The organism is Paenibacillus sp. KS-LC4 (assembly GCF_036894955.1).
Classification (GTDB): domain Bacteria; phylum Bacillota; class Bacilli; order Paenibacillales; family Paenibacillaceae; genus Pristimantibacillus.
Genome location: NZ_CP145905.1, coordinates 3,109,402 through 3,134,165, shown reverse-complemented (window position 1 = coordinate 3,134,165; position 24,764 = coordinate 3,109,402). Strand labels below are relative to the sequence as shown.

The 24,764-nt window shown below is 45.7% G+C and carries 21 protein-coding genes; 2 read left to right on the top strand and 19 right to left on the bottom strand.

Annotated elements, in window-relative coordinates:
• Positions 1–78: 78 nt before the first annotated feature.
• From V5J77_RS13245 to V5J77_RS13215, 7 genes are all read right to left on the bottom strand, one after another.
• Positions 79–816: an ABC transporter ATP-binding protein gene (locus tag V5J77_RS13245; protein WP_338551318.1), complete on the bottom strand. Its 738-nt coding sequence runs from the start codon at positions 814–816 to the stop codon at positions 79–81.
• Positions 809–1,558 (bottom strand): ABC transporter permease subunit, encoded by a 750-nt coding sequence (locus tag V5J77_RS13240; RefSeq protein WP_338556772.1) that lies wholly within the window; start codon positions 1,556–1,558, stop codon positions 809–811. Before V5J77_RS13240 ends, V5J77_RS13245 begins: the two co-directional genes overlap by 8 nt.
• 68 nt (positions 1,559–1,626) lie before the next feature.
• Positions 1,627–2,196, bottom strand: coding sequence for a nitrous oxide reductase accessory protein NosL (locus tag V5J77_RS13235; protein ID WP_338551317.1), 570 nt, complete (start codon positions 2,194–2,196; stop codon positions 1,627–1,629).
• The gene (locus tag V5J77_RS13230; protein ID WP_338551316.1) at positions 2,193–3,530 is read right to left on the bottom strand and encodes a NosD domain-containing protein; all 1,338 of its coding nucleotides are present in this window, start codon (positions 3,528–3,530) and stop codon (positions 2,193–2,195) included. The genes V5J77_RS13235 and V5J77_RS13230 overlap by 4 nt, the downstream gene beginning before the upstream one ends.
• A complete protein-coding gene (locus V5J77_RS13225; protein ID WP_338551315.1) occupies positions 3,527–3,904 on the bottom strand; it encodes a hypothetical protein in 378 nt (125 codons plus the stop codon). Before V5J77_RS13225 ends, V5J77_RS13230 begins: the two co-directional genes overlap by 4 nt.
• Before the next feature lie 771 nt (positions 3,905–4,675).
• Positions 4,676–5,764, bottom strand: a complete 1,089-nt coding sequence (locus V5J77_RS13220) for a hypothetical protein (protein WP_338551314.1) — start codon at positions 5,762–5,764, stop codon at positions 4,676–4,678.
• Between the two features lie 167 nt (positions 5,765–5,931).
• On the bottom strand, positions 5,932–6,843 hold the full coding sequence (locus V5J77_RS13215) for a LysR family transcriptional regulator (RefSeq protein WP_338551313.1): 912 nt from the start codon (positions 6,841–6,843) through the stop codon (positions 5,932–5,934).
• A 101-nt stretch (positions 6,844–6,944) separates the two neighbouring features.
• On the opposite strand from V5J77_RS13215, the gene V5J77_RS13210 reads away from it, so the two are divergent.
• Positions 6,945–7,823, top strand: coding sequence for an alpha/beta hydrolase (locus V5J77_RS13210; RefSeq protein ID WP_338551312.1), 879 nt, complete (start codon positions 6,945–6,947; stop codon positions 7,821–7,823).
• A gap of 183 nt (positions 7,824–8,006) precedes the next feature.
• Here the strand turns inward: V5J77_RS13210 and V5J77_RS13205 are convergent, their stop codons facing one another.
• The 12 genes from V5J77_RS13205 to V5J77_RS13150 form a co-directional block, all read right to left on the bottom strand.
• The gene (locus V5J77_RS13205; RefSeq protein ID WP_338551311.1) at positions 8,007–8,360 is read right to left on the bottom strand and encodes a c-type cytochrome; all 354 of its coding nucleotides are present in this window, start codon (positions 8,358–8,360) and stop codon (positions 8,007–8,009) included.
• Between the two features lie 141 nt (positions 8,361–8,501).
• A complete protein-coding gene (locus V5J77_RS13200; protein ID WP_338551310.1) occupies positions 8,502–8,969 on the bottom strand; it encodes a nucleoside deaminase in 468 nt (155 codons plus the stop codon).
• A gap of 182 nt (positions 8,970–9,151) precedes the next feature.
• Positions 9,152–11,146, bottom strand: coding sequence for a YjhG/YagF family D-xylonate dehydratase (locus V5J77_RS13195; protein WP_338556470.1), 1,995 nt, complete (start codon positions 11,144–11,146; stop codon positions 9,152–9,154).
• Between the two features lie 18 nt (positions 11,147–11,164).
• Complete coding sequence (gene gucD, locus V5J77_RS13190) at positions 11,165–12,646, bottom strand: alpha-ketoglutaric semialdehyde dehydrogenase GucD (RefSeq protein ID WP_338556468.1); 1,482 nt, start codon at positions 12,644–12,646, stop codon at positions 11,165–11,167.
• A 13-nt stretch (positions 12,647–12,659) separates the two neighbouring features.
• The gene (locus V5J77_RS13185; protein ID WP_338556466.1) at positions 12,660–13,565 is read right to left on the bottom strand and encodes a fumarylacetoacetate hydrolase family protein; all 906 of its coding nucleotides are present in this window, start codon (positions 13,563–13,565) and stop codon (positions 12,660–12,662) included.
• 97 nt (positions 13,566–13,662) lie between these two features.
• Positions 13,663–14,421 (bottom strand): IclR family transcriptional regulator, encoded by a 759-nt coding sequence (locus V5J77_RS13180; protein ID WP_338556465.1) that lies wholly within the window; start codon positions 14,419–14,421, stop codon positions 13,663–13,665.
• 78 nt (positions 14,422–14,499) lie between these two features.
• Positions 14,500–16,131: a response regulator gene (locus V5J77_RS13175; RefSeq protein WP_338556463.1), complete on the bottom strand. Its 1,632-nt coding sequence runs from the start codon at positions 16,129–16,131 to the stop codon at positions 14,500–14,502.
• Between the two features lie 8 nt (positions 16,132–16,139).
• Complete coding sequence (locus V5J77_RS13170; protein WP_338556462.1) at positions 16,140–17,762, bottom strand: histidine kinase; 1,623 nt, start codon at positions 17,760–17,762, stop codon at positions 16,140–16,142.
• A 195-nt stretch (positions 17,763–17,957) separates the two neighbouring features.
• On the bottom strand, positions 17,958–19,550 hold the full coding sequence (locus V5J77_RS13165) for an ABC transporter substrate-binding protein (RefSeq protein ID WP_338556460.1): 1,593 nt from the start codon (positions 19,548–19,550) through the stop codon (positions 17,958–17,960).
• 65 nt (positions 19,551–19,615) lie between these two features.
• Entirely contained in the window at positions 19,616–20,530 is a 915-nt protein-coding gene (locus V5J77_RS13160; protein WP_338556459.1) for a carbohydrate ABC transporter permease, read from the bottom strand.
• A gap of 14 nt (positions 20,531–20,544) precedes the next feature.
• Positions 20,545–21,453, bottom strand: coding sequence for an ABC transporter permease subunit (locus V5J77_RS13155; RefSeq protein ID WP_338556457.1), 909 nt, complete (start codon positions 21,451–21,453; stop codon positions 20,545–20,547).
• Between the two features lie 369 nt (positions 21,454–21,822).
• Positions 21,823–22,620 carry an alpha/beta hydrolase-fold protein gene (locus V5J77_RS13150; RefSeq protein WP_338556455.1) on the bottom strand — a complete coding sequence of 266 codons (798 nt, stop codon included), beginning with the start codon at positions 22,618–22,620 and terminating at the stop codon, positions 21,823–21,825.
• A gap of 295 nt (positions 22,621–22,915) precedes the next feature.
• Between V5J77_RS13150 and V5J77_RS13145 the strand changes: the two genes are divergently transcribed.
• On the top strand, positions 22,916–24,622 hold the full coding sequence (locus tag V5J77_RS13145; protein ID WP_338556453.1) for an RICIN domain-containing protein: 1,707 nt from the start codon (positions 22,916–22,918) through the stop codon (positions 24,620–24,622).
• Positions 24,623–24,764 lie beyond the last annotated feature (142 nt).

Below are 24,764 nucleotides of genomic sequence, written 5' to 3'. Positions count from 1 at the left end.
TTAAACCCAATAGCCCCGGGCCACAAGCTCGGGATTATTGGGTTTAAGTTTAAAATAGCCTATACAATTAGTATCCTATTAGTAGCCGTTAAGCGTTCCAGTTAATCCAAACCATTCAGCGAATGCTGCTTGCAGTCCGCCCGCGCCTAGCTGCGCTCGAATATCGGCTGCTGTTCCTTCAAGCTCAATTTGACCTCCTCGAAGCAAAGCAATACGATCTGCCAGAGCTTCGGCAACATGAAGCTGGTGCGTGGAGAAGATAACAGTCTGACCGCTTTTGGCGGTTTCTTTAACCATACGTACAAAAGATTCAATCCAGTAAGGATCAAGTCCATTCGTAGGTTCATCCATTAGAACGACAGGCGGCTTTGCCAGCAAAGCCTGCGCAAACAATATACGCTGCCTCATTCCTTTGGAGAAGCTGGAGACTGACTTTTTCCCCGTATCCGCAAGACCAACTTCTTGCAGAAGTTCCTTTACTCTCCTCTGAGGTACCCCGCGAAGCGCGGCCCAGAAAGCGAGTGTTTCAAATGCGGTCAACCCCTGACTAAAGCGAAAATCATCAGGCATATAGCCAATAAGGTCCGCATAGCGCTTACGATTATTTTTCCACTGTAAACCGCCAACCGTAATCTTGCCACTGTCGGGATGTGAAATACCCGCAATCATTCTCAGAATCGTGCTCTTGCCTGCACCGTTTCCACCACATAATGCTACAATTTGGCCTTCTTCTATTTGTAGATTAAGCCCTTCTATAATTACTTGCTTCTTCAACTTTTTAGTAATCCCATCTAGCCTAACCATCGGTTTAACCACGCAAGCGCCTCCTCTCCCATATGAGTTGTGCAGCTGCCATTACACTTCCAATCCATATCAGTGCAACTGCTACAAAATCAAAGCTGCCGCTAGGCCGTCTGATCCATGTAATCCATTCATAATATTCAGGACCTAGAATAGCTCCTCCTCCAAGCCTCACAACTGTAAATAGCCGGGACAGCTCGGCTGGATTAAGAAAGGTAAGCAGCGTCACCGTAGGTTTAATCATGGGGTAAGGCATGAAGCCAAGCACAGAAATAAGCAGTGGAGGCCAGCCAATAATCGCAAAAAACCAGATCGCTACGGCAATCGTTAATGCCTGCCAACGGTTTTTCGCTAGCGTACCTATTAACAGGGCGATAGCTAGAAAAAATAAGGCCATGCTACTGGAAAAAGCCAGCAGTTGCAAGTAAGTAAGCAGTCCAAAGCCAGAGCCTGCAGTAAATCCTAGAGCACCTGCCAGACCGAAGCCTATCGAAACAATAACAAGCAGCACAATCGCGAGCCCGATATATTTGCCGAGGATAAAGGACCATGTGCTTAACGGATAGACGGATAACAGCTCCCAGCTCCCGTCCTCCTTCTCGGCAGTCAAGGAGAAAGAACCCAGCAGCAATGCCATTAGTGGCAATAAGTATAAAATTAAGTTAAGCGTCGTCCCCGTAGTACCCGAATAGCCTTGGACATAACCCTGCGCATTGATGAGGAGCAGACATAGCATAAATAAAGCAAAAAGTCCCATGAAGGAATACGCCCACGGATTGCGAAACCCTAGCCTTACTTCCCTTATTGCAACGTGCGCGGTCTGAATCACGAGTCCTTCCCTTCTGTTCCATGACCCATTTCCATCTCTTCTTTATTATCATGGGAGTGCATGCTTTCGTTGTGCATCTCCATATTTTCCATGTCCATCATATCGCGGTTCACTTCCCACTTATGATCCTTTAGATCAGCTGAGCTAAGCAATTCGCCCTTCCCTTGTTCAGCGATATATGCTTGTGCGGAAGCCTGGTTCTCAAAGGCGATAACGCCGTAAGCCATCGGGGTCACATATTCCGCGTCGTAAGCATAATAGGCATTTTCATATTTGAGCCAGTTCCCGCTGTTATGGTCCCTAACAAACTCTGCTCCTACCGTCTCCATTCCATTTTGAACCTTCCAATCGTTCATACAGCCAATGTCATCAAATTTCAGGGATTGTCCATCCTTCGTAATGATTTGCGTAGCATAAGGGTCGTCTTTTACCGCCATGTTACAAATGACACATGTATCGGTTTCTTCATTAATTGCCTGCGGCTTGTATTCCTTTGCTCCACAGGCACTCGTTAGCAGTGCAATAACTATTATCAAAAGCATGGCGTTAAATGACTTCTTTTTCATCTTTTTCTTACCCCCGTATAAATAATTAATATAGATAGACAAAGCAGTAAAACCCCTATGATAGCGGAGTGGTGCAAGGTCTGCTTGGATATAACGAAGCGAGCATTTCCCGTTGGCTGCATCAAAGGAGAAGCATCTGATGCCCATTGCTCTCTTTGCGACTGGTAAAGCCCTTCAAGAAAAACCATACCTGGAGACTGAAAGAAAAGCTGAAAGCCTGGCTTTGCTTTCACAAGGCTTTGAAAAAAAGGATTAATCGCGTATGAAATCTCGCTTTTTCCATCTCCGTCCAGATCAATGCCTTGAAAAGTATCCCAATAGTTTCCATCGAGTGTATTATTGACACTGTTCCTAGACTCAGCACTTGCCACATTGCCAATAAACTGATTTCCGCTCATCGTATTGTTTTCAGCATCTAGCAACTGGAGGCCAATAAAGTTTCCAACGATACTATTGTTTGTAATACGGTTGAGTGTCGATTGCTCCACGTATAACCCAACCCGGTTGCCCTCCACATGATTATCGAAAACCATTATTTCATGTGCGTCGAACAAAAGGATTCCCTGTGAGTTCACATTCTCACTTTGTTTCGTGAATTGATTATTTGAAAGCTCAACCTTACGGGCCGCCATAACCATAGCACCGGTAATATTCAACCTCCCGATGTTATGGCGTATAACCGTTCCCTTTGTATACATGCAGTGCACGCCATAACGCAGCCGCTCAAAATGATTTTCTTCTACCAAATTGTTGTCGCTGTTCTCCATATAAATGCCATCATGCATAGCGATGACGGTATTTCCATAAAACGTATTGTTATCCGACTCATACAGATCCATTCCGTTCCCCTTGTCGGACATCTTGATTGGCCGTTTAGCCCCCTTTCCTGCCCATACAATACTCGTATTTCGCACTTCACCATAATCAGCCTTCCTCATCATAATGCCGAAGGAGCCCGAATGGATCTGCAATTGATCCAATAACACGCCGTCTGCCTGAATTAGCACAGTTGGCTGCTTCTTAACCTGTTCGTCGCGAATTATAATTCCTGTTAACGTCACATCATTAGCGATAATTTGAATGGCAGGTTTATTAGAAGTATTGTTTATTGTGACCTCTTCCCCTGGCTTCGCCTCCAATTGAAGCGGCTTGTCAATTATGATGGGTCCCTCATATATTCCTTGTGCCAGAATAATCGTAGTGCCTGGCTGTGCCTCATTAATGAGGGACTGCAAATGTTTGGCCTGTTCCTCTGCTTTTATGGAAGGAGGGGTATAAATAAAGGACACAACACCCAAGAGTGATATTAATATCCATTTTTTCACATTCGTCATTGAACCATAACCTGCTTCTTTTTTGTTAAATGAATATCTTCGGTATTTAAATGCAGATAAACCTCGTAAGTCCCAGATTTAGAGAAGGTGTACACCCCTTCAAACGTGTTGCTTCCTCCCTTCTCAGCCTCCACTAACGACTGCTGATCATCCACCCGAATTTCAAACGTCAATTCCGATGATTCGGAAAGCTCGGCTCCTGTAAATGCGGCACTTAGCTTGATGGGGACGCCTGCTGATGGAGCAGTCGGCTGCGTCGTCAATATTGCCTCAAGGGCTGCCGGATCAAGAGGAGCGGTAGTAGAAGCAGAACATGCTCCTAGAATCGTACAAATAAATCCCGCTACTGCCGTCATTTTGATTACTGTTCGCAATTTTTCACCTACCTGCTATAGTTTCTTATTTATATTTTAACAAAAATAGGATTTTTCCGTATGCCTCAAAAGGGCTATGAGAAAAATGTAAGTTTCAAAACGGAACACAAAACAATTTTTCGTAAAGCAAAATAGGTTGCATACAAAAAAAGCCCTTGGTATTCAAGGACTTTTTTTTGTATGCAACCATATTCATTAAAATGGGCTTCCAAGTAATGATATTTTTTGTATTCAACTGATCAAGAAGCGGGGCTAGTTACCTCTCGATATAGATTGCCTAGTTATCGCCCATGTCATGCAGGCACTCTCCCATCTCAGGTATGTCGTGTTTTTTATTACATCTCGGCGTCAAATTGTTGACTGTACTGGATGATTTGACGGGTCAAATTCAAAATAATAAGATGCTGATTGCTTTTGCAAAAGGCTGCCGAGTCAATTGGCAGCCTTTCATTGTGAATTGGGGGCGGAAAAACATGATTACCAGCTCGTAGACATGATTGCAGAAAGCTTTGCCTTATCAGACCTGATCCCTCGATTGTAATAGTAATAACCACAACCTTTTTATCTAACATAAACAAAGCCCCCTTCCAAATACATGCTATAGCATGAACACAGCTATCCTTCTATCATTAAGTTGTGCACATCAAATTAAACATGCTATAGCATGCACTTTGCTTGCTATCATTCAGCTTGTCAATGTTTAAATAAAAAATCCTTTACAATGGATTGGAAGGTTGACCAATCTAATGTAAAGGATTTCTGCAAACACAATTAAATGGCTGGCGAAGCGCTTGTTGGCTGGCTGTATTCATTCCATTCCGATTTTTCATCCTGCAATGTCGAACCTAAAACATTTAGAAACAGATCAACTGCGGCTTCTTCACATTTTTTTATTTCAGTCAATTTTTCTACAATATTATCTAATAATCTTTTTCCTTCTTTAAAATTATATTTTAACACAAGGTTTTTAAGTATTAATGAACATTCACTAATATATGTGTACGCATTTAATAAGCTACCATCATTTTTTATGATTTCATTTTCCATCATATACTTTATTCTTTCAACCATAACATTTTTATGCTCCCAAATCGTATGAAAAAGCCTATCGTCAATTCTCTCATGCAATTCACCTATATTATGCCGCAAATACTTTAAAAAAAGCTCATATGCAGACATGCCATAAATCCACCAATAGTTTGGTGAATGAAGTGCACGGAAATTCAAAGATGAGTTTAAACTAAAACGATAGTGCTTTAAAGATTGGAAAACTAGCTGAAGATCAAAATCATATTGATAGTCTTCATTATATTCTAATATGTATATATATTTTCTATTACTTATCGTTTTGTCACACATTCGAAATGCCGTTACAAGCTCATCAAAATCCACTTCATATTGCCCAAATACTCTTTTGGAATTGTAACCTAATACATTGAACTTCTTCTTTTCTTTGTTATATCCGAATACCAGCATTTCATGAAACATATGATAGTCGAAATATGCCTCCATGTGAGATATGTAGTATTCATCCACATAAAGATAGATGTATCCATCCGTATTAATGGAGTCACACATAAACTCCACTAAATTACCTTCATATTTTTCTAAATAATTATAATGTATTTTTTGAAAATTTATAAAAGGACAGCTCAAAAACATTGTATCCCATTCATAATACGAATTATAAAAGTTGAAAAATTTCCCTTCGGGGAAGTTGCCCGCAGAAACAAGTTGTATAAAGTTGCTAAAAAACCATGCTTCTGCATTTTTATTTTGAAGAGCTATTGCTAATGGATAAGCATTGCAAAGATAACCATATATAGGAGGTTCAACAATAGGAAGAATGCGTTCAGTCAATTCCATCACTCCCAATAGTTTTATGAGTTAGCATGTATGCAGTTATACATATTAACTAATTTTTAACTATTATACCTCTTCGTTTTTTTAATGTAAACATTTTCATGAAATGCGTTTCATGAAGTCTATGGGCTGACTTGAAAATGGCTGTTCAGATTCAATCCCGTTTATGTTTCAGCGTTTCCAAAATATTCAACTCGGCTCGATAACTGTCTCGTGAACTCTTCAACCATTTTAGAAACGGGCTCATTTGCTCTTGTGATTCTTCCCAAAATCGCTTTATCCAAATAAAATTGCTTCAACGGAACAGTAACCAAGTTTTCTTGGTAGATGGATGACAAAGCTTTCACTATAAAGTCTGGAGCAATCGTGATCGCATTTCCCTTAACCACCATTTGGCATAAAGCCTCCATATTATTCGTAATCAGAGCAATACGGTTTGTAGGATTAATAGACATCAGATTGTGAGCGATATTTTCAATATGTTCATCTTTATATAGAACGAATACCTGATTGTCCAAGTCTTCAGGTGATATCATTTTAGAAAAACGTAAGTGGGATTTCGTGTTCATGATCAATACGGCTGTACCTTCTACTATAGGAAACCATTCAAATGAAGAGTTCACTTGGCTCTTGCTATAAGAAATTAACCCCATACTTGCATAACCTTCATATACTTGCTTCATAATAGTCTGAGTGTCGCCTTCAATCATCTGAACTTTGAGTGTGGGGTATTTGTGCATTAGCTCTAATGTAGCCTGAACAACTTGAGGAACAAGTCCCGGAATAGTTGAGAGCGTGATGCTTTCAACATAATCTTCTTTGAGATTCAGCAATTCGTTTTGCATAACATCAATATTATTAAGAATAGCTGCTGCATGACGAAGAATAAGCTCTCCTTCTTTCGTTGGAACCACACCTTTCTTGGTACGGTGAAAGATGACGGTATTCATTTCATCTTCTAATTGTTTGATGGATTGACTGATCGTTGGCACGGTCATATGATGCGCACTCGCGGCCTTAGTAAATGAACCAAACCTTGCAGTTGAAATTAAATATTGTAGCTGTGTGATATTCATTCGTTTATGATCATCCTTAAAATTTTATTTACGATACTAAATGATAATTAAATATCCTTTATGCTTGTAATTTAGTATTCTACTGAAAGGAGGTCGTTATTATGCGAAGTATAAGAAGCTTTCTTGTTGAACAATTGCTATTTCTAACTAAAAAGAAACACAACGTTAATGACTATTTGGAGCAACGAAGAATTATTAATAGTTCACCCTATGTATTGCCTGCCAAGCTTAAACAAAAGTATAACATTATTAAAGATCACAATCTCTCGGTAGATACTTATATTCTCAAATCTAACTCTCAATCTGATGCTCGGATAGTTTTGTATTTGCCTGGTGGAGGATATGTTGAGCAGCCTCTTACATGGCATTGGCATTTTTTGCACAGCTTAACTCAGCAATTAAGTTGTACGGTTTATGTGCCTATCTATCCTAAAGCTCCGAACTATCAGTATATGGATGCGATTGAGAGCGTTCTAAGTATTTACAAATATCTTCTGGAAATAGGTAAACCTGAAAACATCGTGATCATGGGTGATTCTGCTGGTGGTGGTTTATCCTTGGCCTTCGCTCAATATTTGTTAGAACAAGGTTTACCGCAACCAAGGGACATTATACTGCTGTCTCCATGGCTTGATATTACACTAAGCAATCCGGAAGTATTAGCCATGATAAATAAAGAGCCGCTATTGAACTGGGAATTATTGGTTGAATCTGGAGAGAGATACTCTGGTGAAACGCCACAATCACACTATTTGGTAAGTCCTATTTATGGTGATATTAAAAACTTGGGGAAAATTTCGCTATTTATCGGAACCCATGAATTTTTCCTTCCGGATGCCCGAAAATTCAAAGAAAAGGCAATCCAACATGCAGTTGACATCAATTATTATGAGTACCCCAAAATGAATCATGTATTTCCTGTATTCCCAATTCCTGAAGCCAAAAAAGCCCTGAAGCAAATTATTGCAATTATGAGTTAGGCTCGACATGCAGCAACCAAAATCCTTACCGCGTTTTTCCGACTTTCAGTACAACCTAGAGCACAGCAAAAACGACCGAGCCGTATCCCATTACAGCCTGGTCGTTTTTATGTTCGCTTATGGAGCCTGCTTTTATCATAACCGCTGGCCTTGCCTATTTTCTCTATCGCTTCTATTTCCCTTTTATTTGAGCCCCGACAACCATTTGGAAACACTTTGAATGTCCTCGGCCGAAATGTTTTTTTTAAACTTAGGCATTCCATTTTTGCCATTTGCAACCATATCAATGATTTCCTCTTCCGTTAATCGACTTCCAATGTTCTGGAGACTGGGTCCTCTTCTACCTTGAAGATCAGTACCGTGGCAGGACATGCATTTCTTCTTATATATCATTTCTGGATCGCTGCTTTGAATACTACTGTCCTCAGTACGGTTATCGTTTGTTGTAGCAGCAGTCCCTGAGTTTCCACATGCCGATAATAATAATGCATTTAGAAGGACGATTATTACAAAACAGTACTTAAGCGTATGATTCATATAATCCCCTCCATCTCCTCCTTGCTACCGTTCTTATGCTATCATAACGAATCCTCTACGATTTTAAATGACTCATTATAGCTATTTCCGCTCAAAAATGATGAAAAATAAACAACAACTATGCTGATCAATAGCTCGTCATTAGCCTTTTGCGTGATGCGAGAAGTAGCTGGCCAAAATACTCAAATTTTCATCACGCAAAACTCCACCAATGAATGCTGGCTTGTGGTGAGAATGCTCAAATACAATCTCACAGCACGGGCTCCCCTCTTCACCCAAAATGCTGCATAAATCCCGATTGCTAGCGCCGAAAACCAGACGTCCCAGGTTTGTCCATACCATTGCGCCACTGCACATAAAGCAAGGCTCGCAGCTCGAATATAAGGTGTATTCATATAAATCTGTAATCCCTGTTTCCGCACAAAATCTTCGGAGCAACCCGGATTCTGCGTGAAACGTTGGATCTGTTGCCGAATAAATTTGATTTTCATTCGAATAAACAATCATTCCATCTTTAACCAAAACAGCTCCGAATGGCTCGTTTCCATGTTCAACGGCAAGCTCTGCCAGCTTTATCGCTTCTTTCATAAAAAACTCGTCTTGGTTCATTTTCTCCCTCTCCTTAGCCTTAATCATTAAATGTTACCACATTTTATTTGAAAATACGGTTCTTTTCAGTTTAGTCTCTGCTCTAAAAAGCTTGGAATACATTCTCTTGAGCGAAAAAAACACCGGCAGTCGTGTGGACTCATCATTAATGTCCAGACTGTCGATGTTTTTTTATACTAGCCTTATCCGCCGCTTTCTTCCCTTGCTAGCACGCGCATGCCTGCTTCCAGCGTCCGAATAATGCGGTCCGCATCATAAACACAACCTTTCCAGGTTCCGCCGCTGGCAGACTGGAGCGCGGCCCAAAGACGGGTATCGTCCGGCAGCTCCGGGTCCTCCGCAAGAGAGGGATGCGGCGACCTAGCGGCAAGAATTGCTGTCCCTGCCTCCGGCGTATCCGGCTGCTCGCCGCAGCCGACCATATGGATCGCTCCCTCTAGCTTGCGTGTGTCGATGCGAATATCAACCCAGTCTCCGTCTCGCAGGCGTCCGACGGGACCTCCTGCGAGCGCCTCCGGGCCGATATGTCCGATACAGGCCCCGGTCGATACGCCGGAGAATCTGGCGTCGGTCAGCAGCGACACCTGCTTGCCGAATGCCAAATGCTTCAGTGCCGACGTCAGCTGGTACGTTTCCTCCATACCGGTTCCTGTTGGGCCGCGGCCGATCAATGCCAATATGTCACCAGCGAATATGCCGCCTGTCTTGATGGCGCGGATCGCATCGCGCTCGGTCGTATACACCTTTACCCGTCCAACATGCCGGAATACGCCCTCGGTGTCAAGAACCGACGGGTCGATAGCCGTCGATTTAATGACGGAGCCTTCGGGAGCGATATTTCCGGACGGAAACGTAACCGTCGGAGTCAAGCCTGCGGCTCGCGCCCGATCTGGGCTATATATGACTGTATCCGGGTCGATACCTTCCCGCTCAGCAAGATAGCTACGCATATGCTGCCGCCGCTTGGACGTTTCCCACCAATCCAGCGTCTCGTTCAGCGTGACACCAGCTGCGGTGAGCACGCTTACATCCAGCACACCGAGTCGCCGAAGATGCAGCATCACCTCAGGCACACCGCCAGCAAGAAACACACGAACTGTCGGATGCGGAACAGGGCCATTCGGCAGGACACTGACCAATCGGGGAACGTTGCGGTTGACCTCTGCCCAGTCCGCAGCGCTCGGCACCTTAAGGCCTGCCGCATGGGCAATCGCTGGAATGTGCAGCAGCAGGTTCGTAGAGCCGCCGAAAGCCGCATGAACAACCATGGCATTACGGATAGAAGCGTCCGTCAACACATCACTAAGCGTAAGACCCTTGCTTGCCAGCGCCATCGCCGCTCGGGCAGATTGGCGTGCCATCTCCGTCCAGACCGGCTGACCTGACGGGGCAAGCGCGGCGTGCGGCACCGTCATTCCGAGTGCCTCTGCCACGACCTGCGCGGTACCCGCCGTTCCGAGAAACTGGCAGCCGCCGCCCGGCGTCGCGCAGGCTCGGCAGCCAAGGTCGGCAGCCTCCTCCAATGACAGCTCGCCGTTTGCATATCGGGCGCCAATCGTCTGGATTTTGCCAGCATCCTCACCATTCGTCGGCGGCAGTGTAACACCGCCTGGCACGATAACGCCAGGCAGGCTTTTCATTCCCGCAAGCGCCAGCATCATCGCAGGCAGTCCCTTGTCGCATGTCGCGACGCCAACAACGGCTGCTCGGGTAGGCAGCGAGCGGATTAGCCGCCGCATGACCATTGCTGCGTCGTTGCGGTAAGGCAGTGAATCAAACATGCCAGACGTGCCCTGTGAGCGTCCGTCGCACGGATCGCTCACATGAGCCGCGAAAGGGATACCGCCCTTTGCGGCAATCTCTGCCGCCGCCGCCTTCATTAACAGGCCGATTTCCCAGTGGCCGGTGTGATAGCCAAGCGCGGCGGGCGTGCCATCCTCGTTGCGGATACCTCCAAGCGTGCCCAAAATGAGAACCTCCCTGCCCTGCAAGCGATCCGCTTGCCATCCCATGCCGACGTTCTGACTCCAGCCGAACAGATTGCCGCTAGGCTCGTTCAGAAGAAGCTCCGGAGTCAGCGGGAGCTTGCCGGATGGCCCCGGGGCATGTGTGAACACGTCGAAATAATCCGCTTCGTCCGATCCCATTACGTTTTTTAACAGATCCAGATCATCCATTATGCGTACCCCTTCTAGTTATGGCTTCATGAAGACTGTTTTCACAGCTGTGTAAAACTCAATAGCTGCCTGTCCCTGCTCGCGAGAATGGGAGCTGGAGCCTTTCATTCCGCCAAACGGCGCCTGCAGCTCCACGCCCGCCGTCTCGGCATTCACGCGGACGAGCCCTGCATCCGTTTCCTGAATAAACCTCAAAGCATAACCGAGATTGCTCGTATAGAGGGAGGCACTGAGCCCATATTCCGTATCGTTTGCGAGTTCAATTGCCTCGTCTAAATTACGCGCCTCAATCAGTGCCAGCACAGGTCCAAAAATTTCCTCCCTTGCAATAGTCATGTTTGGCATCACCCGATCGAACACGGCTGGTGTGATGAAATAGCCGTCCGCGAGCTCTGGAGCATTCGGCTGCTCTCCGCCGACGAGAAGCTCGGCGCCCTCCTCCTTGCCCTTGCGAATATACTCCAGCACGGTTTCGTACTGTTTTCGACTAGCACACGGACCAAGCCACGTTTCCGCGTTCATGCCGTCACCCACTCGCAGACTATTGACCTTCTCGAGCAATTTCGATCTGAACGATTCGTAAACGTCGCTCACAACGATAACGCGGCTCGTTGCGGTACACTTTTGGCCGGTTGAGCGAAGCCCTCCGCTAATTGTCGCATCAACGGCTAAGTCTAGATCGGCGTCGGCTGCGATGATGATCGGGTTTTTACCGCCCATTTCCAGCTGGTACTTTGCCCCACGTGCTAGAGCAATCTGGCCCACACGCTTACCGACCGTGTCAGAGCCCGTGAAGGTGACGGCGTGAATGCCCGGATGCTCGGCGATACCCTGACCAATGACGGCACCTTCGCCAATAACCATGTTCACAACGCCCGCCGGAAAGCCAGCTTCATGGAAGCAAGCCATAATGAGTGAAGCGGTGACAGCCGTCTCGGCCGCTGGCTTCCAGACAACCGTGTTTCCAAAAACCAGTGCGGGCGCCATTTTCCATACGGGAATTGCCACAGGAAAATTCCAGGGCGAGATGACGCCGACGACACCGAGCGGAGCGCGAGTCGTGAACATCAATGCTTCAGCGTCTGTTGCTGGAATAACATCGCCGATCGGACGCATACCCTCGCCTGCATAATAGCGTAAAATGGCTGCACCGCGGGCCGTCTCCCCCTTCGCCTCGCCAAGCGTCTTGCCCATCTCGCAGGTCATCGCCCGGCCAATCTCCTCCAAGCGGCTCTCCAGCAGATCAGCCGCCTTGAACAGCAAGGCGCCGCGCTGAGCACCGGTTAGCTTTCGCCAGGCATAGCGAGCAGCCTCAGCGGCTGCGACCGCAGCGCCTAGATCGTCAAGATTGGAGTCGGGCGATAAGCTAACGATTTCACTGCTGCGAGCTGGATTGCAGCCAGCATTGCGCTTGCCAGAGAGCGCTGGCTTCCACTCGCCTCCGATATAGTTGTCTATTGCCGGAATTTCCGGGTTCACCGTGTATTCGCTGTTTACCATTATTTTTTCCCCCTTAGGCTTGATTTGGAGCCATGTCCAGCTCATGAGTGCTAATTACCGTGTTCACCAGTGTCCCTATACCTTCGATTTCAATTTCAATGCGATCGCCGGAGGCCAGCGTAAACTGATTAGGCGGAACGAGACAGGTACCTGTCAGCAAAACCGTACCGTCGAACAGCTCATTATCCCGTTTCAAGAAGCTGACAAGCTCCTCCAGTTTGCGCTTTAACAGGCCGGTATGCGCCGTTTCATCAACGACCAGCGCTCCATCTCGGTAAATGCGGCAGGCAATCGAGAGCGCGTACGGGTCAGCGACCGTCTCCGCAAGTCGGACGAACGGACCGATTGAGCAGGAGCGCTTCCAAATTTTCGCCTGCGGCAAGTAAAGAGGATTTTCGCCCTCGATGTCGCGGCAGCTCATGTCATTGCCAGCCGTATAGCCGATGATAGCGCCAGAGCTATCCAAGACCAGCCCAAGCTCTGCCTCCGGCACCTGCCACGAGGAGTCGCTCCTCAGGCATACCGCTTCACCAGGTCCAACGGTACGGGCGGCTGTTGATTTCATAAACAGCTCTGGCCGTTCTGCCTCATACACCTTGTCGTAAAAGGTGTCAGCATCGAGCCTTCCCTCCGTCGCCTCATAATTTCGCGCCTCGCGGCTGCGCTGATAGGTCACACCTGCCGCCCATACCTCTGGTGCGTCCAGCGGCGTCGTCAGTTGCAGCGTTTCTGTCGGAGCGCCGATTGGCGAGAGACTGCCAAGCATCGTCCCAACATAAGCAGCGGTTGTCAATCCGGCGGTGCGGGCATTTGCGACAAGTGTCATAAGATCTGGCGCATCTAGCCGATAACTATCCCCGTCTTCGGTCATTACTCCCAAATAGGAAAGCGAGTTTTCAAGATAACGAAATATACGCATAATTACTTGACCTCCAATTATTTTGTTTTATATTATAAAACTCCGTTCTCATATTATGCTAAAAAAGATCCGTCCAGAATCTTTGCGTATAATCGCATTATTTTGGACGGTAGCCGAGTCCGCGTGAAATCTGTTCTGCCGTTTCTCGCAAAAGCAGGACGAAAGCCGCTAATTCCTCATCCCCAACTGTTGACGTCATCGTCGAGATGCTGATCGCCGCCGTAATTTGGCCGCTGTGGTCATACACCGGCGCCGCAGCACAGCGGACACCCGCTTCATTCTCTTCCCGGTCGTAGGCAACGCCCGCCTTTCGCGAGGAGATCAGCTCTTTCAGGAAGTCCGACTTGTTTGAGATCGTATGTGGCGTATGAATGGAATAGTCGTAGCTCTCCAGCAGCCTCTCCAGCTCAGCTTCCGGCACGTAAGCCGCCAGCATCTTGCCGACCGCGCTGCTGTGCAGGGGCACCCGCCGGCCAATTCGGGAATAGCGAATGGCTGCTTTGCTGCCTTCAACCTTATCAATATAGACGCCTTCCGCTCCGTCTCGGATGACAAGATGAACAGTCTGTCCCGTCTTCCCTGACAACTCTTCCATCGGCCCTCTTGCAATCTCCCGGATGTCAAAGCTCTGCAATAGCAGTTGACCCTTCTCCAGCAGACGCATGCCGAGCCGATACAGCCCGTTTTCATCCTGTTCAATGTAGCGATGATGCTGAAGCGTCTTAAGCAAGGAATGCACCGTACTTTTATGCAGTCCGACCCTGACACTGATCTCGGTTATTTTCAATACTCGAGTATGCTCATCAAACAAATCTAGAATAGTAAGTGCCCGGTCGAGTGATTGAATGATGGGCATAAAATACATACCCCTCCTTTCGTTTTATAATATAAAACAACGTTCTTATATATTGTACCAAACGATTAACAGTGTCGTCTAGCTGGTTTGATTCGTTTTTTTTCGAGCTCGATATAGCTGCGGCGTAACGCCGACAACTCGTTTGAATAAGTTAGAGAAGCTTCCCAAGCTGGTATACCCAACCTTTTCCGCAATATCGGTAATTTTGTATTCGGTTTCTTCCAGCAATCGCTTAGCCTCCTGTATTCGTTCCTGAATAATAGCGTCCGACAACGATAATCCGGTCTCCTTCTTGAACAATCTGGATAAATACGCCGGGTTTAGATAGACATGGGCGGCCAGTTCTTCGCGAGTGATTTCCTGATTTAAACGTGAACGAATGTAATGTCTGATCTTGGTGACGACGGTAGAGGAAACGTTCTTGCTTGTCCTAAGAAGTAATACGGTCACCCCTAGAATCCCCCGTGTCCAATTTTGCAAACCTACCGAATGCTTTGGGTAACTTTCCTTATCCAATAATTGCTTTAACTCCACTGACTCGTGCATGGACAAACCTTTTTTGGCCAAAATGGTATGCACGATAAAAAGGATGCCATGAATAAATTGTCGATGCGATTCTTTCGTCCATATGATCGCCTCACTGCTACAGAACCATTGCTTAACACGGCTATCCAGCTCCTCCAGCTCGCCGAGCTCGAGAATGGTCGCCCACTCTGCAAACAAGTTTATTGGAGCAACTACCGGCAGCTGATTTAACAGCCTAGTGGAAGGCGGATAAGTCGGAGTGAAAATTTGCTGTGAGCTGTTTAGGTTGCTCTGCTCTCTTTCTGTCACATGAGCGTAAGCGCTAACGATTTCAGGCAGCAATACGGTCGGGCTGATATAAATCGATAAGGAACAATGAAAAATCCGTTTGCACTCATTAAGAAACTGCCGGCAATTGTAATCAAGCACATTACCAACAACAACCTCTTCGTCCCTCACATAGATAATCGCCAAATTAAGGCCTACATGATCTTGAAGTACGACGCCCTCTAGCCCTCTGAGAAGCAGTTCTCCAGCCAAATTGCGAAGGGCGTACTCCATAATAGCCTCATCACGAGCGCTTAAATTTTCCTTCCATTGTTCCAGGCCTAATAAAACTAGAATATAACGATCCTCCTTTTTGAGATCCAGGCCGCAAGTTTGCGCAGATATCTGCAACGATTCCAGAAGAAGAGAGGTGCGCTGGCTAAGGATGTCTTGCCAGAAGCGTTCTACTAATATAGGAAGCTGATGCTCCCATTTTCTTCGATAGTCTCGTATAAGTATTTCAAACTTATGCTGCTCTTTCTTTCTTGCGACTTCTGCAATAGCTGAGCTTGCCACCTGCTTTAATTGCTCGTAATCGACAGGCTTCAGCAAATAATGGAACGCCCCATGCTGGATGGCCTGCTGTGCATACTCAAAATCAGCATGGCAGGTGAGCATAATCGTTAGCGTGTCCGGTGAGTGCTGCGATACCCAGACCAATAATTCCAGTCCGCTCCTCCCTGGCATCTCAATATCACAAATAAGTAAATCTATAGGGTGGCGCTCCAGACACTCCACTGCTTGTTCTACGTTTTCCGCCAGATGGACATCTGCAATACCTAATTCGTCCCAATTCACGCCTTGCTGCAAACCGAGCAAGGCAAAATATTGGTCATCGACGATCAATATCCGGTACATTTGTAAGATCACAGCCTCCTATGTATAGGCAACATTATTTTTATTACTCCACCGCCCTGAGGATCATTGCTAAAGGTAATACTCGTCCGTTCATTATAGAACATACTCAAGCGTCGGCGTACATTCCATATCCCTAATTGACGGTCAGTCGGATCTTTTTCATACAACCCCAGGTTAAGCCTTTCGAGCTGAAGCTCGGAGAAGCCCGGACCAGTGTCACTGATTTGGATGGCCATACACCTAGCGTCATCCTTGCTAACCTCTTCATTTATCGTAATGCTGACTCTAAATGGTTTTGTGTTATTAATAAATCCATGCTTAATCGCATTTTCTACGAATGGCTGCACAAGCAAGGGTGGTATGAGCGCATTTTCCAGCTCCTTCGGGAATTGATCATGAAAGCTAAGCTTGCCTGGGTACATAACCATCTGTATTTCCATATAATTTCGAATATGATTCAATTCACTAGTAAGCGTAATCCACGTATCGTTCGTGCTCATGATGAATCTGAAATAGGAAACGAGATGGGCAATTATTTTCTTAATCAGCGAATACTTCTGAAGCTCTACAAGATGAAAGACAATATTCAAAGAGTTCAAGAAAAAATGCGGGTTTATTTGAGCTTGAAGATGCTTAAGCTCTGCTTGCTGCACTTTCATTTTCTCTTCATATACATCGATCTTAAGATTTCCGATTTGTTCGGCCATCCGATTGAACTGCTCTGTAATCAACTGGAACTCCTTCGATTTCCCTTCCTTAAGGCGGTAATCCAGTTGTCCCTTTCCTAGTATGCGCATCCCGCTGGTCAACTGTTGTATAGGCTTAAACACGAGCCGATTTAGTAGAAAGAACATAATAACCAATATGACAATCACTGCGATAGGAATCGCTTTAATGACGCGTTGGAACATAGGCAATTCATCCAAAAGCGACTCTTCATCCAACAGAATGAATACGTTGAGATCCGAGAAAATGGACGGTTTGTCTACAAACAAGTAGCTGCTCCCATCATGGAGGCGCAATGATGCGTTAGCATGATTCGATTGCTCCTTCAACTTACTGCGGAGCAAGTCAAGATCCTCCCTCGAGAATTGTCCCCATAACAGGTTGCCATCTTTGGAGATGATGCCGATCTTTTCGTCGCTCCTTACAGACTCCAATTGGGTTAAAGGCTGTGCCAATGAGTCAATGCTGACAAGTACACCGATGAGCAGCCTTCCACTTTTATCAGGCAGCACCTTAAATAAGACCGGCTCACCTCCGACCGTAACGATTTCCCACTTCAAAGAAGTCGGAAGCTTGAAGGTCTTCAGCTGAGAAGACAGTCCAAAACGGATGGCGTCCTTCTCCTTGTAATACTCCTTTTGGCTGCTAAGGAAAAGTTCATCTCGATCAGGGTGATACACAAACACGCTGCGAATACTGGAGTAGTAGCTGACATCGCTATACCATTGATCCATTAATTTTCGGATGGATAAATAATAGTTTACACTTTTCGGATCACTTTCCGAGTATAGCTCGAGCAGCATGCTCTCGTTTGAAGTGCGAAGCAAATAAGTGCTCGTCTGCTCTAGCAATTCATCAAGAGCACCTAAGTGAAGGGTCAGTGTATCCGATGCAGATTTTGCCACTTTCTCCCGAACTATGTTTGTAGAATAGATGTTAGTATAGTATAAAAAAAGAAAAATAGGCGTCACTAGAAGCAAAACGAGAGCGCTAACTTTAAATTGCAAAGATAATTTCACATTTTCTCTCCTTTTTCTATCCTATTAACGCCTGTGAGGCGCAAAAGGGGAAAGACCTCATCAGTCTTCCCCTTTGCTTGCTTATGGTTGCTTCGCTTTCCATTCATCGTATTGCTTTTGAACCTCGGCGCGAATATTCTCGATACCATTGGCTTTCAGCTTTTCATTATATTCAGCCAAAACCTTGTCTGCGTCCAAGCTTCCTGTTTCAAGGAGCGGGCGATATTCCTTAATAATATTGCTGACGACGGACACCTCCGTTTTGACAGGAACCGTATTAAAGTTAAAGCCGAATGACTTCACCTTATGGGATTTCTCGTTATAAGCCTTGAACTTCTCCCATTTGTCAGCGCTTTCTCCTTCCCACAAATAAGTGAGCGTCTGATTGCCGAACATCCATTCAATGCCCGGAGCCCATCCCGTATCCGCACGGGTAGCCATGCCAGCCGGCAGCTTAATGAAATTATCCGTACCTTCTACCTTGACATATTGCCGATTTTCCACACCGAAGTCAATCAAATTAATTAGCTTCTTATCGGTATGCAAAAGATTCAGCAGCATCATCGTCCGCTCCGGATCAACGGATGTACGCCCTATGGCCATCATGGAATTGCTAACGCTAGCCGTGCTGATCTCGGGATCATTGCCTTTAAGCTTGACGAGCTCAATGCCTGTAGCGATGGAATCCTCTTTATCGGAGTCCGGCTTGTCGGAACCGAACTTCATCCACGTTTTCCCAGCCTTAAGCGCGTCTTCGGCACTCGTTTTGGTTGTTGCGGCATCTTGGTTAATGAACCCCTTCTTAAACCAGTCACTGTAGAGCTTCATGCGATAAATAGCCATATCGGACTCCATAGAGCTGATGATCATCTTGTCTGTCTTCGTGTCCAGTACGATTCCGGCAGGCGCACCCGCTACAAGCTCGTAACGAAAGTTTTCTGCTACACTTGGCCTTGTTTTGTCGAAATAACCAAGTGTATCGGAGCCGCTGCCCGAGAGCCAGATTGGAGCAATGCCAGGCTCCTTATCCTTAATCGTTTGAAGCCATGGCTCCAAATCCTCCAGCGTATTAATCGAGTTGATATCAAATCCATATTTATCTACTAGATCCTTCCTAAACATAATCGTATGGCTTTCACCAATTTCTTTATTGGTTGGAATGGCATAGATTTTATCATCTACTTTGCCACCGTCAAGAAAACGGGGATCTAGCGTCTCGGTAATGCCTTGTCCATATTGGGCTAACAGATCATCAAGCGGGAGGAAAGCTCCCTTTGATACATTATTAGCAAAATCAGCCCAGTTTGGAGCAAAGGTTAAATCTACTTGTTCGCCGGACTGGTAGGCAAGCGCCATCTTTTCCGACCATGTGGACCAAGGAAGTCCTTGAAAGTCAATCTCGGCATTAATTTTCTCTTTTAAATATTTGTTGATTTCTGCTATAACTTCCTTCGAGTCGTTCTGAGGGAAATTACCTACCGTGTACACCTTGAGCATGCGGTACTTCGAGATGTCGGGATTTCCAGATGCGTTGTCTCCAGATGGCTTGCTGGTTGACGCCGGTTCTACGTTAGGCGAACCTGTTGAGCCTGCATTGCTGCTGCACCCGGAGATTGCGAGCATAGTCACGGTTAACCAAGCAAGCGCAATACCATACCCTTTCACTTTCTTCATGTTGTTGCCTCCCCTATTCCTATAATCATATATTCTAACCAGCTATTTAGCTAGAGTTAGACGAATTAACCTTTGATAGCCCCGATGGTAAGACCCTTGGTGAAATACTTCTGGAAAAATGGATAAACAAATAGGATAGGCCCAATCGAGACGACCACCATCGCCATGCGAAGGCTTTCCGTTGGAACCGCTTCTTGCACCATAAGAGCTACGCCGCTGCCCGCCAATTGATTTTTAAAAAACTCTGCTTGGCGAATCATTTGAATCATGACATACTGCAAGGAAAATTTATCCGTATCATTAATGAATAACATGGAATTGAACCAATCGTTCCAATACATCAGCGTCGTGAACAAACCGACCGTTGCAAGGACGGGAAGTGATATAGGAAGAACCAGCTGGAAGAAAATTCGCCACTCCGATGCTCCGTCTAATTTACCCGATTCAATCATCTCTTCCGGGATAGTCTGCTGAAAGAAGGTACGAGTAATGAAAATATAAAACGCGTTCGAAAGGCCAGGAAGAATTAGTGCGGCGAACGAGTCCTTCAGCTCCAAAAAATTGACGTATAGCAGATAGAACGGCACCAGCCCTCCTGAGAAAAGCATCGTAATCAGCAGATAAAAATTAAAAGCTTTTTTGAAAGGAAAATCCTTGCGAAAAATAGGATAGGCGTATAAGGCAATTAATAATACTGCCATTATCGTGCCAATAATGGTAACGCTAAGGCTAACCCCATAGGCTTTTACGAGTGTTGTGGAATTGGTAAATAAATATTGATAAGCGGATACGTCCAGTTTGTCAGGCCAGAACTTGTAGCCCTGTAAAGTCAGTAATTTTTCATCTGAAAACGAAATAGCGACAATCAGCACGATAGGCAGAATACATGCAAGACTAAAAGCGATGAATATGATGTGAAGTATCGTTTCGGCTAGCTTGGAGGCCTTCTGAGACGTTTTAACGCTTGCTTTTGGGTTCATTTCGATTCTCCGTTCTAGAAAAGTGCTGTATCGCGATTAAGTTTACGGGCCAGACTATTGGCTCCAATGACAAGGAAAAATCCAACAACCGATTGGTAAAAATTAGCTGCAGAGGACATTCCCAAATCATTGAGCTGAATCAAGCCTCTGTAAACATAAGTATCAATAACATCTGTCGTAGAACGCAACGCGCCAGAGTCCAGCGTAACGTGATAGAACAAGCCAAAATCGGAGCGGAAAATACCTCCTAAATTTAAAATCGTCAGGATGACCATCACAGGAGTAAGGAGCGGAATCGTGATTCGGGTGATCTGCTGCCATTTGCTAGCGCCATCCATTTTCGCAGCTTCATACAGCTCCTCACTGATCCCGGTTATTGCCGCCAGGTAGATGACGCTGCCTATGCCGATAGAGTGCCACATTTTGGTTATCCATAAAATATAAGGCCATGCCTGTGGGTGCATATAAGCATTTACGGAAGAGTAGCCGAACAAAGGCAAAATATATTTCACCAAAAAGCCGTATTCCGGATGCAGAAAAGCGTACACGATATAGCTAACAACGACCATAGACAAAAAATTCGGCATAATCATAATCGTCTGATAGACTCGCGAGGCAAGCTTGGCACGCACTTCATTAACGGCAATGGCGACCGCAACCGAAAGAATTAGCCCGGATACAATAAAGACGACATTGTAGGAAACCGTATTAATGGTTACTCGCCATGCATCTGAGGTCGCGAAGAGGAATCGGAAATTGTCCAGCCCCGTCCACGGGCTGCCCAAAATGCCATCAATATAGTTAATATTTTTGAAAGCAATGAAGACCCCAAACATCGGGATATAGCAGTTAACAAAAAAAATAAGGCTCGTCGGCAGCAGCATTAGCAGCAGCACGCGATGCTTCACCACATTTCGCAGCAAAAGGGTGATGCCCCTCTGTCGCTGTGAATGCGCTTGCTTAGACAAAGAATTTACAGGGGATGGAGTAGCCATAGTCTTTAACCTCACTCTTATTAACAGGATAGATTTATTATAGTGGAGGAAGAGTCAGGTTCTCTCTATCGCAGGTGACCTCTTTTATTCAAAAGTTACTTTTTCTATTTCTTTATTTTTCAGCCTAAGCTTCATGCAATACTCTAACCGAATGGGTATCGCCCTCTCTCTTCTCTGTCATTATTCCAACAAAAAAAGGCAGCGACCCTCAGGTCGACTGCCAAGCCACGTACATTAAATTAGCGGAAACTGTGCTTCGATTCGATCCCAACTCGCCAGGTTATGACGGCTGGCAGCTTAAACTTGAAACTTTTGAAAAATAAGCTGAGAAAAAAGATACAAATCATTTTTCCATACGGGCCAATCGTGGCCGCCGCTCTCCTCGTACCAAATATGAGGCACATTATATTGGGACAAATATGCATGTGTCTGGTCGCTGATATGTTTAAGATTATCCAGCACTCCGCATGAAAGCCAGAGCAGCTTGAGTTTCGAGGTTGTTTCCTGAGGATTAGGCACTAGCCGTTCAGGCGCCTTTGTATTAGGAGCAGATGAAAAACCGCCAATCCATGCAAAATGGTCGAGATTCCCCAACCCGATATTCAGCGCTTGTCCTCCGCCCATAGATAATCCCGCAAGCGCACGATTCTCTCTTTCGGGCAAAACCGAATAATATGATTGTATAAATGGAATGATCTCGTATAACAAATCATATTCAAAATTCTCGAAAGCCTTCAGCTTGTCGGCATCGAATAGATCTCCCTCTGCTCGATCATTGGGCATTGCCCGACCGTTGGGCATGACGACGATCATGGGCGCAAGCTTGCCTGCTGCATACAAATTATCTAAAATAACTTGCGGCTTGCCATAGTGGTACCATTCCGTTTCGTCTCCACCGATACCGTGCAATAGATAAAGTACGTTATACCTTCGATCCTCTGTATATCCGGGTGGTGTGTAAATCATCATGTTGCGTGAGGTGCCTACCGTTCTTGAGAAATATTCAACCGTTTCTATTTTCCCGCAGGCGACTGTTTCCCCATATTGGTCATACCCTGCTGGTGCGTTATTCAATATTAAGTGATATTTAGCCATGTTCATTAACTTCCTTTCCTGAATGAAAGTACTACACTGCCAACAGTGTAGTACTTTCATTTAGAACTAACAACCTGTCGATTCATACTTCTTTCTCCTACCCCAAAAGTAGAGTTAGGCGGGGCATTCCCCATCATTCGACAGGTTTCCGTCGATCATTGCCTAGTAGTAAACTCATTTTGCAAGCGTATACATTCAGTTCCGTTGTCCCCCCACAGAGAAAGGTATTGACTGCTGCACCCTGCCTACGTACTACCATGAATGACATAAATCAAAAATAAGGGAGATGTATCAAATGATTAAGAAGAACGTAAGCTTAGGAGTCAAGATTATGCTGCTTCTCGCACTATTGATGTCACCAATGCTGCTAACTGGAAATGCTGCAGAAGCATGGGTCGGCATGCCAATGTCCAAGCTCCATGTTAGTGGTAACCAGCTAGTAAACACTGATGGTCAGCCCGTTTTGCTTAGCGGCTGGCATCAGCCTTCCGGTGCTTATTGGACCTATCAGAACAGCAACTACTATCTTAATCAGAACGGCGGGAATCGGCATGCTGCTATTTTGGCGTATTTGAAGGATATTACCGATACCTTTACGAGCACTTCCGCTAAATACGGCAACAGCCATGGATGGTATATGAATCAGGTCCGTCTATTTATAGACCGTGAAGACATGGGAGACGTTGCAGCGGGCACCTATAACTTTGCTGGCTTGCAGGCCGTCACCCAGAACGTCATCATTCCTTATATCAGCTATGCGAAGACTAAAGGCTTATATGTAACACTCGGTCTCGATTACACGTTGAATAACAACCAAGCGACAACACCCGACAATCTTGCTAAATTCAATCAGATCTGGGGCTACCTAGCTGATCAGCCGGGCATTAAGAGCGCGGATAACGTCATGTTCGAGCTAATCAATGAACCTGTTTTATCCGATGTCAACGGTGTTTGGGGCGGACATCCTTCACAATCCAATTTCGTTGCCCACTGGAACTCGCTCAAAAATTTCCAAAACTCATTAATCTCTACCATTCGCAGTAAAGGCGCAGATAATGTTATCTGGGCGGCTGGGCTCGGCTGGGATCAATACTATCAATTATGCGCAGCGTATCCACTGACAGATCCACTGAATAATGTTGGTTATTCGGTTCATTGGTATCCAGGCTATGGCGCCAATGACAATTATGCACCTTTGCAGCAGCAGTGGGATACCAATATTAAGCCTTGCGCTGATTATTATCCAATCAATATTACAGAAACTACCTGGTTTAAGACACAACCCGGAGACTCCTCCTATTGGGAGCTGTTTAACGGCTCTAGCGAGGGATTCGGCAAAAACACGAAAGCGATCTTCACAGCAGCAGGCAATGTGAGCATTGCCGTCCATATGAACGGATTTTTGCTGAATTCCGGCACGAGAAGCTCGTTCGCAGACCCGACAGCTGGCTTGCTGTATGATGGCAACGCGGCCCGCGATGGCATGGCCCGTTTTATTTTTGAATGGTATTATGAACGTGCCCAGTTCAATCCTTGGAATGGGGTTTGGAATGGAGTGACAAACGGTGCCACGTACAAGCTTGTGAACCGCGCTTCAGGCAAAACACTAGAGGTTCCGGGCGGGCAAAATACGAACGCCCTGCAGCTTCAACAGTCGACGGACAATAATACGACGGCGCAGCGCTGGGTCGTTACGGATCAAGGAACCTACAACAACTACTACAAGCTGCGCAGCGTGAGCTCATCTGATAATAAAGTTATGGATGTTCGTAACGGAACGAAAAATAACGGAGAAGCGATTCAGCTTATGCAGGATCTCTCCAATACAGCACAGCAGTTTCGATTAATCAAGCTTAGTAACGGATACTGGAGCATCCTTAATGTGAATAGCAACAAAGCAGTTGAGGTTCTGGGCGCCTCCACGGCAAATGGTGCAAAGATCCAACAAAATTTATACCGCGGCGATCTGCATCAGCAATGGCAGCTGGTTCAAATCAATTAGCCTGCCGATTTATGCTTAATAGATTCAGAAACAAAGGAACATGAATGGAATAGGTTTTCGCAGCAAAAGAAGCTGGCGCTTAGTAACCAAGGCGCCAGCTTCTTTGCTCATTTTGCTAAAATCGGATTTCAGAGCAAGCTGC

Coding starts and splice junctions, on each gene's coding strand:
- V5J77_RS13240 (WP_338556772.1), bottom strand. CDS start 1,558: ATGGGACTTTTTGCTTTATTTATGCTATGTCTGCTCCTCATCAATGCG.
- V5J77_RS13235 (WP_338551317.1), bottom strand. CDS start 2,196: ATGAAAAAGAAGTCATTTAACGCCATGCTTTTGATAATAGTTATTGCA.
- V5J77_RS13230 (WP_338551316.1), bottom strand. CDS start 3,530: ATGACGAATGTGAAAAAATGGATATTAATATCACTCTTGGGTGTTGTG.
- V5J77_RS13215 (WP_338551313.1), bottom strand. CDS start 6,843: ATGAATATCACACAGCTACAATATTTAATTTCAACTGCAAGGTTTGGT.
- V5J77_RS13210 (WP_338551312.1), top strand. CDS start 6,945: ATGCGAAGTATAAGAAGCTTTCTTGTTGAACAATTGCTATTTCTAACT.
- V5J77_RS13205 (WP_338551311.1), bottom strand. CDS start 8,360: ATGAATCATACGCTTAAGTACTGTTTTGTAATAATCGTCCTTCTAAAT.
- V5J77_RS13200 (WP_338551310.1), bottom strand. CDS start 8,969: ATGAACCAAGACGAGTTTTTTATGAAAGAAGCGATAAAGCTGGCAGAG.
- V5J77_RS13195 (WP_338556470.1), bottom strand. CDS start 11,146: ATGGATGATCTGGATCTGTTAAAAAACGTAATGGGATCGGACGAAGCG.
- gucD (WP_338556468.1), bottom strand. CDS start 12,646: ATGGTAAACAGCGAATACACGGTGAACCCGGAAATTCCGGCAATAGAC.
- V5J77_RS13185 (WP_338556466.1), bottom strand. CDS start 13,565: ATGCGTATATTTCGTTATCTTGAAAACTCGCTTTCCTATTTGGGAGTA.
- V5J77_RS13180 (WP_338556465.1), bottom strand. CDS start 14,421: ATGCCCATCATTCAATCACTCGACCGGGCACTTACTATTCTAGATTTG.
- V5J77_RS13175 (WP_338556463.1), bottom strand. CDS start 16,131: ATGTACCGGATATTGATCGTCGATGACCAATATTTTGCCTTGCTCGGT.
- V5J77_RS13165 (WP_338556460.1), bottom strand. CDS start 19,550: ATGAAGAAAGTGAAAGGGTATGGTATTGCGCTTGCTTGGTTAACCGTG.
- V5J77_RS13160 (WP_338556459.1), bottom strand. CDS start 20,530: ATGAACCCAAAAGCAAGCGTTAAAACGTCTCAGAAGGCCTCCAAGCTA.
- V5J77_RS13150 (WP_338556455.1), bottom strand. CDS start 22,620: ATGGCTAAATATCACTTAATATTGAATAACGCACCAGCAGGGTATGAC.
- V5J77_RS13145 (WP_338556453.1), top strand. CDS start 22,916: ATGATTAAGAAGAACGTAAGCTTAGGAGTCAAGATTATGCTGCTTCTC.